General features: G+C 40.0%; 16 protein-coding genes. All 16 read left to right on the top strand.

The window, feature by feature from the left end:
• Window positions 1-113 precede the first annotated feature (113 nt).
• The 16 genes from rplS to frr all read left to right on the top strand — a co-directional run bounded on the left by rplS (window position 114) and on the right by frr (window position 16,562).
• Window positions 114-461 (top strand): 50S ribosomal protein L19, encoded by a 348-nt coding sequence (gene rplS / locus KSU66_RS00930; protein WP_269049530.1) that lies wholly within the window; start codon window positions 114-116, stop codon window positions 459-461.
• Between the two features lie 101 nt (window positions 462-562).
• On the top strand, window positions 563-1,120 hold the full coding sequence (lepB, locus tag KSU66_RS00925) for a signal peptidase I (protein WP_269049529.1): 558 nt from the start codon (window positions 563-565) through the stop codon (window positions 1,118-1,120).
• Window positions 1,121-1,138: 18 nt separating this feature from the next.
• Complete coding sequence (gene ylqF, locus KSU66_RS00920; RefSeq protein WP_269049528.1) at window positions 1,139-2,008, top strand: ribosome biogenesis GTPase YlqF; 870 nt, start codon at window positions 1,139-1,141, stop codon at window positions 2,006-2,008.
• Between the two features lie 288 nt (window positions 2,009-2,296).
• Window positions 2,297-3,067, top strand: a complete 771-nt coding sequence (locus tag KSU66_RS00915; RefSeq protein ID WP_269049527.1) for a ribonuclease HII — start codon at window positions 2,297-2,299, stop codon at window positions 3,065-3,067.
• Between the two features lie 351 nt (window positions 3,068-3,418).
• The gene (gene sucC, locus KSU66_RS00910; protein WP_269049526.1) at window positions 3,419-4,579 is read left to right on the top strand and encodes an ADP-forming succinate--CoA ligase subunit beta; all 1,161 of its coding nucleotides are present in this window, start codon (window positions 3,419-3,421) and stop codon (window positions 4,577-4,579) included.
• 17 nt (window positions 4,580-4,596) lie between these two features.
• Window positions 4,597-5,499 carry a succinate--CoA ligase subunit alpha gene (gene sucD / locus KSU66_RS00905; RefSeq protein ID WP_269049525.1) on the top strand — a complete coding sequence of 301 codons (903 nt, stop codon included), beginning with the start codon at window positions 4,597-4,599 and terminating at the stop codon, window positions 5,497-5,499.
• An 82-nt stretch (window positions 5,500-5,581) separates the two neighbouring features.
• Entirely contained in the window at window positions 5,582-6,454 is an 873-nt protein-coding gene (gene dprA / locus KSU66_RS00900; RefSeq protein WP_269049754.1) for a DNA-processing protein DprA, read from the top strand.
• 112 nt (window positions 6,455-6,566) lie between these two features.
• Window positions 6,567-8,645 carry a type I DNA topoisomerase gene (topA, locus tag KSU66_RS00895; RefSeq protein ID WP_269049524.1) on the top strand — a complete coding sequence of 693 codons (2,079 nt, stop codon included), beginning with the start codon at window positions 6,567-6,569 and terminating at the stop codon, window positions 8,643-8,645.
• 317 nt (window positions 8,646-8,962) lie between these two features.
• Window positions 8,963-9,862, top strand: a complete 900-nt coding sequence (gene xerC / locus KSU66_RS00890) for a tyrosine recombinase XerC (protein WP_269049523.1) — start codon at window positions 8,963-8,965, stop codon at window positions 9,860-9,862.
• A 13-nt stretch (window positions 9,863-9,875) separates the two neighbouring features.
• Window positions 9,876-10,415: an ATP-dependent protease subunit HslV gene (gene hslV / locus KSU66_RS00885; RefSeq protein WP_269049522.1), complete on the top strand. Its 540-nt coding sequence runs from the start codon at window positions 9,876-9,878 to the stop codon at window positions 10,413-10,415.
• Window positions 10,415-11,815: an ATP-dependent protease ATPase subunit HslU gene (gene hslU / locus KSU66_RS00880; RefSeq protein ID WP_269049521.1), complete on the top strand. Its 1,401-nt coding sequence runs from the start codon at window positions 10,415-10,417 to the stop codon at window positions 11,813-11,815. Before hslV ends, hslU begins: the two co-directional genes overlap by 1 nt.
• 96 nt (window positions 11,816-11,911) lie before the next feature.
• Window positions 11,912-12,688: a GTP-sensing pleiotropic transcriptional regulator CodY gene (gene codY / locus KSU66_RS00875; protein ID WP_269049520.1), complete on the top strand. Its 777-nt coding sequence runs from the start codon at window positions 11,912-11,914 to the stop codon at window positions 12,686-12,688.
• Between the two features lie 748 nt (window positions 12,689-13,436).
• Window positions 13,437-14,162: a 30S ribosomal protein S2 gene (gene rpsB, locus KSU66_RS00870; protein WP_269049519.1), complete on the top strand. Its 726-nt coding sequence runs from the start codon at window positions 13,437-13,439 to the stop codon at window positions 14,160-14,162.
• Between the two features lie 146 nt (window positions 14,163-14,308).
• Window positions 14,309-15,199, top strand: a complete 891-nt coding sequence (gene tsf / locus KSU66_RS00865; RefSeq protein ID WP_269049518.1) for a translation elongation factor Ts — start codon at window positions 14,309-14,311, stop codon at window positions 15,197-15,199.
• Window positions 15,200-15,279: 80 nt separating this feature from the next.
• Complete coding sequence (gene pyrH, locus KSU66_RS00860) at window positions 15,280-16,005, top strand: UMP kinase (RefSeq protein WP_269049517.1); 726 nt, start codon at window positions 15,280-15,282, stop codon at window positions 16,003-16,005.
• Complete coding sequence (gene frr, locus KSU66_RS00855; protein WP_269049516.1) at window positions 16,005-16,562, top strand: ribosome recycling factor; 558 nt, start codon at window positions 16,005-16,007, stop codon at window positions 16,560-16,562. The genes pyrH and frr overlap by 1 nt, the downstream gene beginning before the upstream one ends.
• The last annotated feature ends 64 nt before the right edge of the window (window positions 16,563-16,626 follow it).

Here is a 16,626-nt window from a genome sequence, read left to right as displayed (position 1 = left end):
TAACCCTTTGTGATAAAATCTGTTATGTACTTCTAATATGGAGTATATACTGACGAATGCTCCGCTACAAAGGAAAGTGTGTATGAGCATCTGTGAAGAAGGAGAAGAATAAAATGCAAAACATTATTGCAGCAGTTACTAAGGATCAGCTTCGTACAGATCTTCCAGCATTCCGTGCAGGAGACACTGTTCGTTTGCACGTTAAAGTTGTAGAGGGAACGCGCGAGCGTATTCAACTCTATGAAGGTGTTGTCATTAAACGTCAAGGTGGCGGAATTAGTGAAACATTTACAGTTCGTAAAATTTCAAACGGTGTAGGCGTTGAACGTACATTCCCTGTACATACACCGAAAATTGAATTGATTGATGTTATTCGTCGCGGTAAAGTACGTCGTGCAAAATTGTACTACCTACGCAGCCTACGCGGAAAAGCAGCACGCATCAAAGAAATTCGCAAATAATAAGACAGATTCAAGGAGGCCGAAAACACGGCCTCCTTTCTTTTTGCCCCAAATATGAATAGAATGTATAATAGGTTAAGTAAATGCGGGAGGCTTGCATAATGAAAGAGAAAAAAACTAAAAATGAAACGTGGGAATGGATAAAAGCCCTATTAATTGCTTTTGGTTTGGCTGCAATTATTCGAGTGTTCCTTTTTACGCCAATCGTCGTTGATGGGGTTTCGATGATGCCGACATTGGAGAACGGGGACCGGATGATTGTAAACAAGATAGTGTATACAATTGGTGAGCCGGACCGTTTTGATATCGTTGTTTTTCATGCTGAAGAAGAAAAAGATTATATTAAGAGAATTATCGGGCTTCCAGGCGACACAGTAGAATATCAAAATGATGTTTTATATATTAACGGGGAACCATTTGAAGAACCGTACCTAGACCAATCTAAACAGGAAATTGCTGAGAACCAATTGACTGAAGACTTTACACTACTAGACAAAATCCAAAGTGAGGTCGTTCCGGAGGGTCATGTATTTGTCTTGGGAGATAATCGAAGGCAAAGTAAAGACTCACGGCATATTGGTGCTGTCTCGATTGATGAAATCATTGGCAGTACAAGAATTGTATTTTGGCCATTCAAAGATTTCGGATTCGTTAACTAATAGAAGGAGATAACTGATATGACTATACAATGGTTTCCAGGACATATGGCGAAAGCTCGGCGGGAAGTAACTGAAAAGCTAAAACTCGTCGATATCGTATTTGAACTAATTGACGCAAGACTGCCGCTATCGTCCAGAAATCCGATGATTGATGATGTGATTCATCAAAAACCGAGGCTACTAATTTTGAACAAAGCGGATCTTGCGGATAGTGCAGAAACAACAAAATGGATTCAGCACTTTGAAAGAGAAGGAACCCGTGCGGTTGCTATTAACTCATTCCATGGGCATGGTTTACAAGCGGTTACACGTGCAGCGAAAGAAATACTAGCACCGAAAACTGAACGAATGATTTCGAGGGGCATTCGTCCAGGCGCAATTCGAGCCATGATAGTCGGCATACCGAACGTTGGAAAATCAACGTTGATTAACCGATTGGCGAAAAAAAATCTCGCGAAAACGGGCAACGCACCGGGTGTAACGAGGGCGCAACAATGGATCAAGTACGGGAAAGAACTTGAACTGCTCGATACTCCAGGTATTCTGTGGCCCAAGTTTGAGGATAAAGAAGCTGGATATAAATTGGCGTTGACTGGAGCGATAAAAGATACGCTGCTAAATATGGAAGACTTAGCGCTTTATGGGCTCCGGTTTTTGGAAGAACATTATCCGAAACGTTTAATGGAAAGATATGATGTGTCAACGGTTGGAGAGGGTCAAGATGATATTATCAACCTGCTCAATCATATTGGAAGACAGCGCAATATTTTAACGACGGGTAATGAGGTCGATTATGATAAGGTGTCTGAGCTGATCGTTCGGGAAATTCGAAGTGAGCTGCTTGGAAAATTGACGTTTGACTTTACGACAACTGAAATATCGAAGTAATTGGGTCGATGCCAATGCAGAATTCTGTCATGGCAATCGGCTTTTTTTATTCAAAAAAACCTTAATGACCATATAGTGGTTAGGTTTTTAGTTTATGAATAAAAAGGTAGAAGATTTAAAAGAGAAATCCTATTTTATGAATTATTTAATAAGAATACTAACTTTAATATACATATTGAACTAAAGTAAGCGACGCTTGGTTTGTTTAAGTGCTCAGTATGGTTAGAGTGGTTACTTCAACTTACATAGCAAAGGAAATACTGTATTAAATATCAGGGGGATGATTGTGTGAAGACGGTAAAGGAAATTGAAGCTCTGTTACGTGAGATTGACGAGCCGACATCTTGGCTGACAGAACTTAGTAGTGATGAGCGGGCAGGCGTAAAGAAAGCACTTGCCCGTTGGCAAAGTAGATATGATAAAAAGCAACTTATAAAAGAAGCACATCAATTAAAGATGGAGTTTGACGCTTCATATAGGCCGTTTAAGGGAGCGTATATTGCTGGAGTCGATGAAGCAGGCAGAGGACCGTTAGCGGGCCCTGTCGTCACTGCAGCGGTTATTTTACCAGAAGAGACGCCGGAACTTGTAGGACTCGACGATTCGAAGACGATATCTAAGGCTTCCCGTGAAGAGTTAGCCAATAAAATCCGAGGTGTCGCCATTTCTATATCGGTGCATATTCAATCGGCACCAAAAATTGACGAGCTGAATATTTATGCCGCGACGCGCGATTCTATGGAACGAGCTGTCAATGCACTTTCGGTTACACCGAACTTTGTCATTGCCGATGCAATGTCGCTAAAAGTAGATTGTCCAACAGCGTCGGTAATAAAAGCAGATGCGCAGAGTTTGGCAGTTGCAGCGGCATCTATAATTGCGAAAACGACACGGGACGAAATAATGGATAACCTACACAAGGAGTTCCCGATTTACAATTTCTCGAAAAATGCTGGATACGGAACGGCAGAGCATCTTGCAGCGTTGCAAACAGTTGGACCATGTGAGCATCACAGGGAAAGTTTCGAACCGATAAAATCTATGGTTAGAAACAGGTGAAAATGAGTTACGCCAAAGTTTATCGGGAAAAGGGATTATACGATGAGTAAATTGCCGATGAATATAATTGGCACGCTATCCCAATTCAAGAGAATCCAAGTCTTGTAGAAATATTAGGGTAGTTAAACATAAATGACTCAATCCCGGAAGAATTATAAAGGAAGTATCTGAAGTATTTGCTTATATATATCAAGCAAACTACGAGCACAGCCTACAAAAAAGACCTGAAATGCAACAAGCATTGACAAATTTCGATATTCAGTGGTCATATGTGGACATTGTATGACATGTTTATTACAATAGATAAGGCAGTAAATTAAAAGAGTTATAAGTTCGATTGGAGGATGTAAGATGAATATCCATGAGTATCAAGGAAAACAGCTTTTACGCGATTATGGTGTAGCTGTTTCAACAGGAATTGTCGCTTTCTCTCCGGATGAAGCGGTTAAGGCAGCAAAACAACTTACAACAGACATCATCGTTGTAAAGGCACAAATCCACGCAGGTGGCCGCGGTAAAGCCGGTGGCGTCAAAATTGCAAAAAATCTTGACGAAGTTCGTGCTTATGCAAAAGAATTACTCGGTAAGATTCTTGTCACTGAGCAGACGGGTCCAGAAGGAAAAGAAGTAAAACGTCTACTTATTGAAGAAGGTTCTAACATCGAGAAAGAATATTACATCGGGCTAGTACTTGATAGTGCAACAGACCGTGTAACACTTATGGGATCAGAAGAAGGCGGCGTAGATATTGAAGCAGTTGCTGAAGCAACGCCTGAAAAGATCTTCAAAGAAATAATTGACCCAGTTGTAGGATTAACTGGATTCCAAGCACGTCGAATGGCTTTCAACATGAACATCCCGACGAAACTTGTTAATAAAGCAGCGAATTTTATGGCTGGTCTTTACAAAGTATTCATTGAAAAAGATGCATCTACAGTTGAAATTAACCCACTAGCTGTAACAGCTGAAGGCGATATTTTAGCTCTTGACGCGAAATTTAACTTTGACGAGAGTGCGCTATATCGTCATAAAGATATCGTAGAACTTCGTGATTTCGACGAAGAAGATCCAAAAGAAATTGAAGCTTCAAAGCATGACTTAAGCTATATTTCTCTTGATGGAAATATTGGCTGCATGGTTAACGGTGCTGGTCTTGCAATGGCTACAATGGATACAATCAATTATTACGGCGGATCACCCGCAAACTTCCTTGACGTTGGGGGCGGTGCAACTGCTGAAAAAGTTACTGAAGCGTTCAAAATCATCCTATCAGATGAGGCTGTTAAAGGAATTTTCGTTAACATCTTCGGTGGTATTATGAAATGTGACGTTATTGCAGAGGGCGTAATTGCTGCTGCTAAAGAAGTTGGTCTTCAAGTTCCACTTGTTGTGCGTTTAGAAGGTACAAACGTGGACAAAGGTAAAGCATTGTTGAACGAATCAGGTCTTAACATCATCGCTGCGGGATCAATGGCAGACGGTGCACAACAAATTGTTGAACTCGTAGGCTAAGAAAGGCTGGGACAAACATGAGTATTTATATTAACAAAGATACAAAAGTTCTCGTACAAGGAATTACAGGTTCTACAGCACTTTTCCACACGAAGGAAATGCTTGACTACGGTACAAAAATTGTAGCTGGCGTTACTCCTGGTAGAGGTGGAGAAACAGCTGAAGGCGTACCTGTTTTCAACACAGTTGAAGAAGCAGTTAGAGAAACAGGAGCTAATGTTTCAGTAATCTACGTTCCGGCTCCATTCGCAGCAGATGCGATTATGGAAGCGGTTGATGCAGATTTGGACATGGCAATCTGTATTACAGAGCATATTCCAATCTTGGATATGGTTAAAGTTAAGCGCTATATGGAAGGCAAGAAAACACGTCTTGTCGGACCAAACTGTCCAGGTGTTATCACTGCGGACGAATGTAAGATTGGTATTATGCCAGGTTATATTCATACAAAAGGACATATTGGAGTCGTTTCACGCTCTGGAACGCTTACTTATGAGGCGACTCATCAGTTAAGTGAAGCAGGTATCGGACAGACAACAGCTGTTGGTATCGGTGGAGATCCAGTAAATGGAACTAACTTTATTGACGTTCTAAAAGAATTCAACGAAGATCCAGAAACTTATGCGGTTGTTATGATCGGTGAAATCGGTGGAACAGCTGAAGAAGAAGCTGCAGAATGGATCAAAGAAAACATGACGAAGCCGGTAGTAGGATTTATCGGTGGTAAGACAGCTCCAGAAGGAAAACGTATGGGCCATGCCGGTGCGATTATCTCTGGAGGTAAAGGAACTGCTGCAGACAAGATCACAGCACTTAATGCTGCTGGCGTTCAAACAGCGGACACACCATCTGTTATCGGTGAAACTTTAATTAAAGTAATTAAAGAAGAAGGCCTTTACGAAAAATGTAAAACACATTAAGATAAACGGTACAGCGTATTCTTTTATACGCTGTACTTTTTTTATACTTTGAAATGGAGGCGTGCAGTTGAAGCTATCAGATATGGAAAAAAGGTTACTGGCACTTCATTATTTTTTTCCCGTTCCCAAAAATCGTTTGAATAGACTTTACGAGATAGACCCCAATCTCGAAAACTTTCACACGTACACTGCCGAAATACTATCAAAAATATTGAAAATAACTAGTCTAAAAGCAACTAGATTGAAAGCGAATTTACTGGAAAATTCGCATACCCCATATGAAGTTTTATACAAACAGTATAAAATAACCCCAATCCCATTCTCGAACCCCTTATATCCTGAACATTTATTAAAATTAATTGATCCTCCCGCTGTCTTATATATGAAGGGAGACCCCACCATTTTATCTCACAAATTTAAAGTGGCTATTATCGGTTCCCGGAAAGCGACAACATATTCGAGGGATGCTATGTCCTTAATCGTACCTCCTTTGGTAAAGAATAATACGGTGATCGTGTCAGGGCTCGCAAAAGGAGCGGATACGCTGGCCCATGAAGCCGCTATTGCATATGGTGGAAAGACAATCGCCGTTCTAGGACATGGTTTGTTCCATCTTTATCCTAAAGAAAATAGTCATTTAGCATCAGAAATCAGTCAGAATCACGTGCTAATTACTGAATATCCACCTTATGTAAAGCCTGAGAGATGGACATTTCCAATGCGAAATCGTATTATTAGTGGCTTGTCTGATGCAGTTGTAGTCACAGAATCTGCGATAAAAAGTGGAACGATGATTACTGTGGAGCACGCCCTTGAAAATGGTAAGGATGTATATGCCGTTCCAGGCCCTGTCACATCAGACCTATCAGCAGGCCCAAATCGGCTCATAGATGAAGGTGCACAGCCGCTATGGAATGGCTTTCAAATCGTCGAATCACTAGTTTTCATGCACTAATCTATGGTATAAACTCTGAAAAGTTTGCATTAATTTCGAAACTAGTATACATTTTGCAACAGGTTAGACTATTGAGGCATAAATATAAAACCTCTATAAGGAGGCAATTAAGATGGCAGATTATCTGGTAATTGTAGAGTCCCCAGCAAAAGCGAAAACGATTGAACGCTATCTTGGGAAGAAATATAAAGTACGGGCATCACTAGGCCATTTACGGGATCTCCCTAAAAGCCAAATGGGTGTAGACACTGAAAATAATTATGAACCTAAATATATTACAATTCGGGGTAAAGGCCCAATACTTCAAGAATTAAAGAAAGACGCAAAAAAAGTTAAGAAAATATTCCTCGCGGCTGACCCCGACAGAGAAGGGGAAGCAATAGCTTGGCATTTAGCGCATCAGCTTGGTGTTGATATTGAGTCTGATTGCAGAGTCGTGTTTAACGAAATTACAAAAGAAGCCGTTAAAGCATCATTTAAAAACCCGCGACCAATTAATATGGATCTTGTCGATTCACAACAAGCACGAAGAATCCTTGATCGGCTTGTGGGATATAGTATAAGTCCAATACTTTGGAAGAAAGTTAAGAAAGGTCTATCGGCTGGGCGAGTTCAGTCAGTAGCGCTTCGATTAATTATTGACCGTGAAAACGAAATCAATGCATTCGTACCAGAAGAGTATTGGAGTATAGCTGGTAACTTCACTAAAGGGAAGTCCTCATTCAGTGCAGAGTACTTTGGAAATGAAAAGAAAAAAGTGAAGCTTACAAATAAAGAGCAAGTTGACGGTATTATTGGGCAACTAGAAGGCGATAGCTTCGAGATTTCGGACGTTGTTAAAAGAGAGCGTAAACGTAATCCTGCGGTTCCATTTACGACATCTTCGCTTCAGCAAGAAGCAGCGCGTAAGTTGAATTTCCGTGCTAGAAAAACGATGATGGTTGCCCAGCAACTATACGAAGGGATTACCATCGGAAAAGAAGGAATCGTTGGACTCATCACTTATATGAGAACTGATTCCACTAGAATTGCAGATAGTGCTGTTGAAGAAACGAAGTCATTTATCGAAACGATGTATGGCAAGGAGTTTCTTGCAGAGGAAAAACCCGTTGCTAAAACAACTTCAAAAGCAAAATCACAAGATGCGCATGAGGCAGTGCGTCCAACCTCTGTTATGAGGCCGCCTGCGGCAATGAAAGCATACTTAACAAAAGACCAGCTTCGGTTATATAAACTTATTTGGGAACGACTTGTAGCGAGTCAGATGGCTCCAGCAGTACTAGATACTGTTAGGGTTGATCTGTTAAACGGCGACGTGCGTTTTAGAGCTACGGGATCCCAGGTGAAGTTCGAAGGATTTATGAAGGTATATATAGAAGGCGACGATGATAAAAAAGAAGAGAAGGATACTATCCTACCGCCGCTAGAAAAAGGCGAAAAGATTAAATATGAAGAGATTGATCCTAAACAACACTTTACGCAACCACCGCCAAGGTATACTGAGTCAAGGCTAGTTCGAACGCTTGAAGAGTCGGGAATTGGACGACCTTCTACATTTGCACCTACTTTAGACACCATTCAAAAACGTGGCTATGTCACGTTAGATGCGAAGCGGTTTATTCCGACAGAGCTAGGTGGAATTGTCCACAAGGCAGTTGATGAATTTTTCCCCAAAATCATTGATGTCGAATTCACTGCGCAAATGGAAAAAGAACTTGATGACGTTGAAGAGGGAAATAAGGAATGGAAAAAAGTAATCGATGATTTCTATAAAGATTTCGAGGCAACCGTAGAATACGCAGATGCTGAAATGGAAAAGATAGAGATTAAAGATGAACCTGCTGGTGAAGATTGTGAAAAATGTGGACTGCCAATGGTCTATAAACTTGGCCGCTATGGTAAATTTATGGCTTGTTCGGGATTCCCGGACTGTCGGAACACGAAAGCAATCATGAAACCGATAGGCGTAACCTGTCCGACTTGTAAAGAAGGGCAAGTTGTCGAGCGTAGAAGTAAAACGAGACGTATTTTCTTCGGGTGCGATCAGTACCCAGAATGTGAGTATGTTTCATGGGATAAGCCAATTGCAAGACCTTGTCCAAAATGTGACAATACTCTTGTTGAAAAGAAATCGAAAAAAGGTGTTCGAATTCAGTGTACTGAATGCGAATATGAAGAGGATGTACAGTAAGAATACGGCAAGGCAAGAAGGGGCTTCGGCTCCTTTTTTGGTGCGAAAAGAAGCTAACTAATAGTAGACATTATATTCACCAAGTTTTTTAGTTGCCGTTCTCATGCCATCTATTGTATAGTTACTAGTGGACGACTTCCGAATTTGGAAACTAATCAACATTATGATAATTGGGAAGTAAGTTATTTGCGTGCTGAAAACTAAACTATTTGAAAAATGATTATAGGAACTCCTATCTCTGAAGAGGTCTCATTCTGGTCAATCTAATTGTCTTTTTGTTATAGTAGTAAAGGATTTTCATCGGGGGAGTGTATTGTATGGCAATCCAACCTTTAACTGTTCGCGATGAATATATTACGTATATCCGGTTAGAACGAAACTATTCGTCTCATACCGTGTCAGAATATACAACAGATATCGATGCATTCCTTTCATTTCTTGCTGTTGAAGGAATTACGGACTTGAACGACGTCACGTATACGGAAGCACGGCTTTATGTTACGTCTCTTTATGACAGTGGATTAGCAAGAACGACGATTTCTAGAAAGATATCCTCTGTTCGGTCCTTATTTAAATTTGCAAGTTCCAGATATGGCGTTACTGATAATGCATTTAAATCACTTCATCATCCTAAAAAACAAGAACGACTACCAGCTTTTTTTTATGAGGATGAAATGGAGCAATTATTCAAAGCTTGTGAAGGCACAGATAATAAATCATTAAGAGATTATGCAATACTGGAAATGCTTTATGCAACAGGAATTCGGGTAAGTGAACTAATATCGATAGAATTAGAAGACATCGATAATCATCTTGGTATTGTCTTGGTGATGGGGAAAGGGAAGAAGGAACGGTATATCCCTTTCGGAAGTTTTGCCGAGGAAGCCCTCGGTACATATACGGAAATTAGTCGTCCCAAACTTATGAAGCAAAAAAAACATGACAAATTATTCGTTAACTTGCGTGGCGATCCGCTTACCGACAGAGGCGTTCGTCATATTTTAAGTTCGATGATGGAGCGTGCTTCGCTACATTCAAAGATCTATCCGCATATGATACGACATTCATTCGCTACTCATCTTTTATCGAATGGTGCTGATATGCGTACAGTACAAGAGCTATTGGGGCATTCACGATTGTCTTCAACTCAGGTATACACACACATAACGAAGGAACATTTACGGGATACGTATATGAATACGCATCCTAGAGCATAGGGAGGATGATTTTGTGGAATTCCATGCAACGACGATATTTGCAATACGTCATGGCGATGCCTGTGCAATGTCAGGCGATGGCCAAGTAACAGTCGGAAATGCAGTAATCATGAAACATACGGCGAAGAAAGTGCGCAAAATTTTTGGTGGTAAAGTCTTGGCTGGTTTTGCTGGTTCAGTAGCAGATGCATTTACTTTGTTCGAATTATTCGAGGAGAAGCTAACTGAGTATAATGGCAATCTTCAACGTGCAGCTGTGGAGCTTGCGAAACAATGGCGCGGAGATCGAATGCTTCGTAAACTCGAGGCTATGCTACTCGTAATGGATGACAAGGAATTGCTTCTAATCTCAGGTACTGGGGAAGTAATCGAACCGGACGATGGCATCTTGGCCATCGGTTCGGGTGGCCATTATGCATTAGCAGCAGGCAGAGCATTGAAGAAATACAGCGGCGATACACTTACTGCCAAGGAAATTGCCCAAGCAGCACTTGAAACAGCTGCCGAGATATGTGTCTATACAAATGACCAAATTATTGTGGAGGTACTATGATGACAAAAAGTGGGGAATTAACGCCGAAGGAACTTACGGCGCATTTGGATCGTTATATTATCGGTCAGGATAATGCAAAACGTGCAGTCGCGGTGGCAATTCGTAATCGATATAGAAGAAGTCTTCTTTCTGATGAGGAAAAAAATGAGATTATCCCTAAAAATATTATGATGATTGGACCAACAGGAGTTGGAAAGACTGAGATAGCCAGAAGGATTTCCAAACTTGTCAATGCTCCCTTTCTGAAAGTAGAAGCTACAAAATTTACAGAAGTTGGATATGTCGGTCGTGATGTCGAGTCGATGATCAGAGACCTAACTGAGGCAGGTGTTCGCATTATTCTTGCGGAAAAACGTGAAGAAGTTAGGGAAGAAGCGACAAAACTTGCGAATGATCAACTTGTTAAACTAATTGTTCCAGAGAAAAAGAAAAAGAGTGGCGGAACAAACCCTTTTGAAATGCTCTTTGGACAACAGCAAGAAGAGGAAGAACCCAATCAGGAAAAAATAAATGAAGTGAGACAAAAACGTTCTGAAATCAAGCGAAGCCTTTTAGCAGGTGAACTTGAAGAGCAGGAGGTTACTGTTGAAGTTACTGATCAACAGTCGTCACTTTATGATGCATTTCAAGGGTCGGGAATGGAACAAATGGGTGCGAATATGCAAGATGCACTTTCCTCGCTCATGCCTAAAAAGAAGTCAATGCGAAAAATGAAGGTAAAAGATGCACGCACTGTGCTTGAAACGATGGAAGCAGATAAGCTTATTGATCACGATGAAATAGCAAGAAGAGCGATTGAACTTACAGAACAGTCGGGCATTATTTTTCTGGATGAAATGGACAAAATTGCCCGAAGTGGAGGAAATGGCTCTTCAGCAGACGTTTCGCGTGAAGGGGTTCAACGTGATATCTTACCAATCGTTGAAGGTTCTACTGTATCCACAAAGTACGGAGCTGTAAAAACTGATTTTATTCTCTTTATTGCTGCGGGTGCTTTTCACACTGCAAAACCGTCCGATATTATTCCGGAACTACAGGGTCGCTTTCCAATCCGCGTAGAACTAGATAAACTTTCAAAAGCCGATTTTGAACGAATTTTGAAAGAACCGGATTTTTCTCTCATCCGTCAATATGAAAAATTACTCCTTACTGAAGATGTCATTTTAGATTTCACTGATAAAGCAATTAACAGAATTGCAGAAATCGCATTTGAAGTTAATGATAACACTGAGAATATTGGAGCAAGACGTCTTCATACGATTTTAGAGAAGTTACTTGAAGAATTGTCTTATGAAGCAGCGGATATTGGCCCGGTGACGATAAAAATAACACCGGCATATGTCGACGAAAAACTACAAGATATTGCAAAAAACAAAGATTTGTCACAATTTATACTCTAATTAGACCTTATTAGTTTATTTAACGAATGAAAAGGTTTAGAATATTCTATAAACACATAAACGCTTGTGCTAACATTTTGAGGAGGAAGAATAACAATGACACTATTATTAAAAACAAGACAAATTAACGCAATGCTACAAGAATCAAACGGGGAAGCAGTAAACTTTAAAGAAATGGCTGAAAAACTTAGCTCGGTAATCGAGTGTAACTCATACATTGTCAGCAGAAAAGGGAAATTATTAGGCTTTGAAATTTTCCAACAGATTGAAAACGAACGTATGAAAGAAATGTTCGATAGCCGTCAATTCCCTGAGGACTATACAAAAAAATTATTTGAAGTAACTGAAACATCATCAAACTTAGATTTAGAAAGCCGCTACACAGCGTTCCCAGTTGAGAACAAAGAAATGTTTGCAGGTGGCTTAACAACTATCGTTCCAATTATCGGTGGTGGAGAGCGTTTAGGAACATTAGTGCTTGCGAGAATGACTAATGATTTCCAAGACGACGATCTTATCCTTGCAGAATACGGTGCTACTGTTGTTGGTATGGAAATCTTACGTGAGAAAACTGAAGTAATTGAAGTTGAAGCGCGTAGCAAAGCTGTTGTTCAAATGGCGATTAATTCACTTTCATACAGTGAGCATGAAGCAATTGAACATATTTTCAAGGAGTTGGACGGCGAAGAAGGTCTACTCGTAGCATCGAAAATTGCTGACCGCGTAGGAATTACTCGATCAGTCATTGTTAATGCTTTACGTAAACTTGAAAGTGCTGGCGTAATCGAATCACGTTCATTAGGAATGAAAGGGACTTATATTAAAGTTCTAAACAACAAATTTCTATCTGAACTTGAAAAACAAAAAAACTAATAACTACTAATGAAAAAGATACTTTTCCTAAATAGGAATAAGTATCTTTTTTGTTGTGGAAATATGCCATAAGCGAAGAACAGTTACATTATTACTAATCTAATAAAGAAGACATAAAAAATCGAAAGAGTGCATTAATGCCAGGATAAGATTTGGTGTTTCTTGTAACAAGGTCTATTAAATAAGTTCCATGTAGATATAGATGGAGCAATGTCGGAATTTGTCGCAAGTTGCAGTAGAATGTTGAAAGCATTTTATTAGAGGAATTTTAATATTTATAACAGACCTGGATTGAATGAATCTTTTTGGAAAGACAGTTCCAATCCTTGAACAAGGACTCCGCTACTATGCGACAAAAGAAAAAGTTATTTCTCAAAACATGGTGAATCCACTGAGCCGTATATTGAAAATACCCCAACTGTTAATGTGTCAATAAATCTTGCATTGAAATCTTGTCAATCAACAAAAGCCTACTTTTTCGGATAGAATTGATAACAGAAAGCGATTGTTTTAGCTTCATGGAGCGGGACAATCTTTCGGGAGAATAGCGAAAAAAACAGGTAAGGGTCGAACGGTAGATGAACTCATTATGAAAATCAGTTGAATCCAGTTGCAAATTAAATTTTAATGTGTTATATTATCAAATGGTATTACTACACACGTACAAGGACTTTGGAAACGGTGCCGAGAGGTCGTTCCACAGTATGATCTGTACGGAGGAATCCAACCAAAACAGGAGGAATTACAAATGGCAGTTGTCTCAATGAAACAATTACTAGAAGCAGGTGTTCACTTCGGACACCAAACACGTCGTTGGAACCCGAAAATGAAGAAGTTTATTTTCGTGGAGCGTAACGGAATTTACATCATCGATTTACAAAAAACGGTGAAAATGCTTGAAGTGGCATATGACTTCATGCGTCAAGTTGGTGAAGACGGTGGGAAAGTTCTTTTCGTTGGAACTAAGAAGCAAGCACAAGATGCGATTAAAGAAGAAGCTGAACGTGCTGGAATGTACTACATTAACCAACGCTGGCTTGGAGGTACACTAACAAACTTTGCTACAATTCAAAAGAGTGTATCCCGCATGAAGAAAATTGAGCGTATGGAAGAAGACGGTACGTTTGAAGTACTTCCTAAAAAAGAAGTTGTTCAATTAAATAAAGAACATGAACGTCTAGAGAAATTCCTCGGTGGTATTCGAGATATGAAGGCTCTTCCAGACGTAATGTACGTAGTAGATCCGCGTAAAGAACGCATCGCGGTTGCGGAAGCAATTAAATTAAACATTCCAATTGTTGGAATCGTAGATACGAACTGTGATCCGGACGAAATCGATTATATCATTCCAGCGAATGATGATGCAATCCGTGCAGTACGTCTACTTACAAGCAAAATGGCTGACGCTTTACTTGAAGCAAGACAAGGTGAAGAAGAAGTAGTAGTTGAAGAAGAAACAGTAACTGTAGACTAATCTTTGAAATTTACCGAGTCAAAACAAGGCGATAAGCGGCCCAAACCCCTTATCGTCTTTTTTAGGAATAGTCTCGAGATTGGCATGCGTTATTATACCGCAAATAGATTTTATACTTTATGACACATATTGGAGGAATGGAAAAAATGACAGTAAAAATTACAGCTCAAATGGTAAAAGAATTACGTGAAAAAACAGGTGCAGGTATGATGGACTGCAAAAAAGCACTAACAGCAGTTAATGGTGACATGGAAGCGGCACTTGACTTCCTACGCGAAAAAGGACTTTCAAGCTCTGCATCAAAAGCAGATCGCATTGCTGCTGAAGGAACTTCTTACATTCACGTAGACGGAAACGAAGCAATCCTTATTGAAGTGAACGCAGAAACAGATTTCGTTGCTAAAAACGAAGGATTTCAAAAACTCGTTAAGGATCTTGCAGAGCATCTCTTAGCAACAAAACCAGCTACTATTGAAGAAGCACACGACTCGAAATTGGCAAACGGACTTTCCGTTGCAGATGAAATTTCGAATGCAGTTGCTAAAATTGGTGAAAAGCTAACACTTCGCCGCTTCGAAATTCGCACGAAAACAGACAATGATACATTTGGTCCTTACCTCCATATGGGTGGAACAATTGGTGTTCTTGTTGTTCTTGAAGGAACTACTGATGAGCAAGCAGCGAAAGACATTGCTATGCACATCGCAGCACTAAATCCGAAATACGTTTCACGTGATCAAGTTCCAGCAGAAGAAGTTGAGCGTGAGAAAAAGGTTCTTACTGAACAAGCACTTAACGAAGGAAAACCTGAAAATATCGTTGCTAAAATGGTTGAAGGCCGTATTGGCAAGTACTTCGAAGAAATTTGTGTACTTGACCAAGCATTCGTTAAAGACTCAGATCAAACAGTTGGAGCATTCGTTAAATCTACTGGTGGTACGTTGAAAGATTTCGTACGTTATGCAGTAGGCGAAGGTATTGAAAAACGTGAAGAAAACTTTGCGGATGAAGTAATGAACCAAGTACAAGGAAAATAATTATAAAAATATAAATTAATGGGGAACACACAAGTGGTGTTCCCTCTTTTTCGAGAAAATCGATTAAATGGAGGGTACTTATGAGCGTCGCAAAATATAAGAGAATAGTTTTGAAAATTAGTGGGGAAGCACTTGCCGGTGAACAAGGATTTGGAATTTCTCCAGAAATTATCAAAACTGTTGCTAAACAAGTAAAAGAAGTTGCCGAACTTGGTGTTGAAATTGCCATTGTTGTTGGTGGTGGTAACATTTGGCGAGGTAAAGTAGGTAGTGAAATGGGAATGGACCGTGCAACAGCAGACTATATGGGTATGCTTGCAACTGTTATGAATTCTCTAGCCCTTCAAGATTCACTCGAAAAACTTGAGGTACCATGTCGCGTATCGACTTCAATTGAAATGAGACAGGTTGCAGAACCATACATACGCCGAAAAGCGATACGTCATCTAGAGAAAAAGCGCGTAGTTATTTTTGCTGCTGGTACTGGGAATCCATATTTTTCTACGGATACAACAGCGGCGCTTCGTGCAGCAGAAATTGAAGCGGATGTTATTCTAATGGCAAAAAACAATGTTGACGGTGTTTATTCAGCAGATCCGTTAACAAATAAAGATGCAATCAAGTATACGGAACTTACCTACCTGGATGTCATTAGCCAAGGGCTTGAAGTAATGGATTCAACTGCTTCAACTCTATGTATGGACAATGATATACCACTTGTTGTATTCTCAATTATGGAGACAGGAAATATAAAAAGAGCCGTACTTGGTGAGCCCATCGGGACGGTTGTCAGGAGGAATTTGTAATGCCAAATGAGATTATGAATCAAGCACAAGAGAGAATGGACAATGCAATTGGGGCGTACTCAAGAGAGTTGGCTTCAATCCGTGCCGGGCGAGCAAACGCTTCGCTGCTTGACAGAATTATGGTCGAATATTACGGCGCACCGACTCCACTTAACCAAATGGCTGGAATTTCGGTACCGGAAGCAAGACTTATCGCAATCCAACCTTACGACAAAACAACACTTGGTGATATTGAAAAAGCAATTATGAAGTCAGATATCGGCATCACACCATCAAACGATGGTACAATTATTAGACTTGCAATTCCAGCGTTAACAGAAGATCGTCGAAAAGAGATTGTTAAGACTGTTAAGAAGGAAGCAGAAGAATCTAAAGTTGTTATTCGCAACGTTCGTCGTGATGCAAATGAAGACTTCAAGAAGCTAGAAAAGGATTCTGCAATAACTGAAGATGATTTACGTCGAAGCGGCGAAGAGATTCAGAAGTTGACAGATAGCTACATTAAAAAAATTGATGATATCGCAAAAGTAAAAGAAGATGAAATCCTGGAAATCTGATAGAGAACTTTCTATATTTCGAGACGTCCTTATTTCAGGGCGTCTTTTTTATAACGCCATAATA

The organism is Sporosarcina sp. G11-34, assembly GCF_026931025.1.
The sequence above is the reverse complement of the archived record's forward strand: the minus strand, read 5'-3'. Positions and strand labels throughout refer to the sequence as shown.

What these genes read in the sequence shown, in the direction of transcription:
- tsf (WP_269049518.1), top strand. Translation starts at nt 14,309, where the DNA reads ATGACAGTAAAAATTACAGCTCAAATGGTAAAAGAATTACGTGAAAAA.
- rpsB (WP_269049519.1), top strand. Translation starts at nt 13,437, where the DNA reads ATGGCAGTTGTCTCAATGAAACAATTACTAGAAGCAGGTGTTCACTTC.
- dprA (WP_269049754.1), top strand. Translation starts at nt 5,582, where the DNA reads ATGGAAAAAAGGTTACTGGCACTTCATTATTTTTTTCCCGTTCCCAAA.
- lepB (WP_269049529.1), top strand. Translation starts at nt 563, where the DNA reads ATGAAAGAGAAAAAAACTAAAAATGAAACGTGGGAATGGATAAAAGCC.
- xerC (WP_269049523.1), top strand. Translation starts at nt 8,963, where the DNA reads ATGGCAATCCAACCTTTAACTGTTCGCGATGAATATATTACGTATATC.
- pyrH (WP_269049517.1), top strand. Translation starts at nt 15,280, where the DNA reads ATGAGCGTCGCAAAATATAAGAGAATAGTTTTGAAAATTAGTGGGGAA.
- sucC (WP_269049526.1), top strand. Translation starts at nt 3,419, where the DNA reads ATGAATATCCATGAGTATCAAGGAAAACAGCTTTTACGCGATTATGGT.
- codY (WP_269049520.1), top strand. Translation starts at nt 11,912, where the DNA reads ATGACACTATTATTAAAAACAAGACAAATTAACGCAATGCTACAAGAA.
- sucD (WP_269049525.1), top strand. Translation starts at nt 4,597, where the DNA reads ATGAGTATTTATATTAACAAAGATACAAAAGTTCTCGTACAAGGAATT.
- ylqF (WP_269049528.1), top strand. Translation starts at nt 1,139, where the DNA reads ATGACTATACAATGGTTTCCAGGACATATGGCGAAAGCTCGGCGGGAA.
- frr (WP_269049516.1), top strand. Translation starts at nt 16,005, where the DNA reads ATGCCAAATGAGATTATGAATCAAGCACAAGAGAGAATGGACAATGCA.
- topA (WP_269049524.1), top strand. Translation starts at nt 6,567, where the DNA reads ATGGCAGATTATCTGGTAATTGTAGAGTCCCCAGCAAAAGCGAAAACG.
- rplS (WP_269049530.1), top strand. Translation starts at nt 114, where the DNA reads ATGCAAAACATTATTGCAGCAGTTACTAAGGATCAGCTTCGTACAGAT.
- hslU (WP_269049521.1), top strand. Translation starts at nt 10,415, where the DNA reads ATGACAAAAAGTGGGGAATTAACGCCGAAGGAACTTACGGCGCATTTG.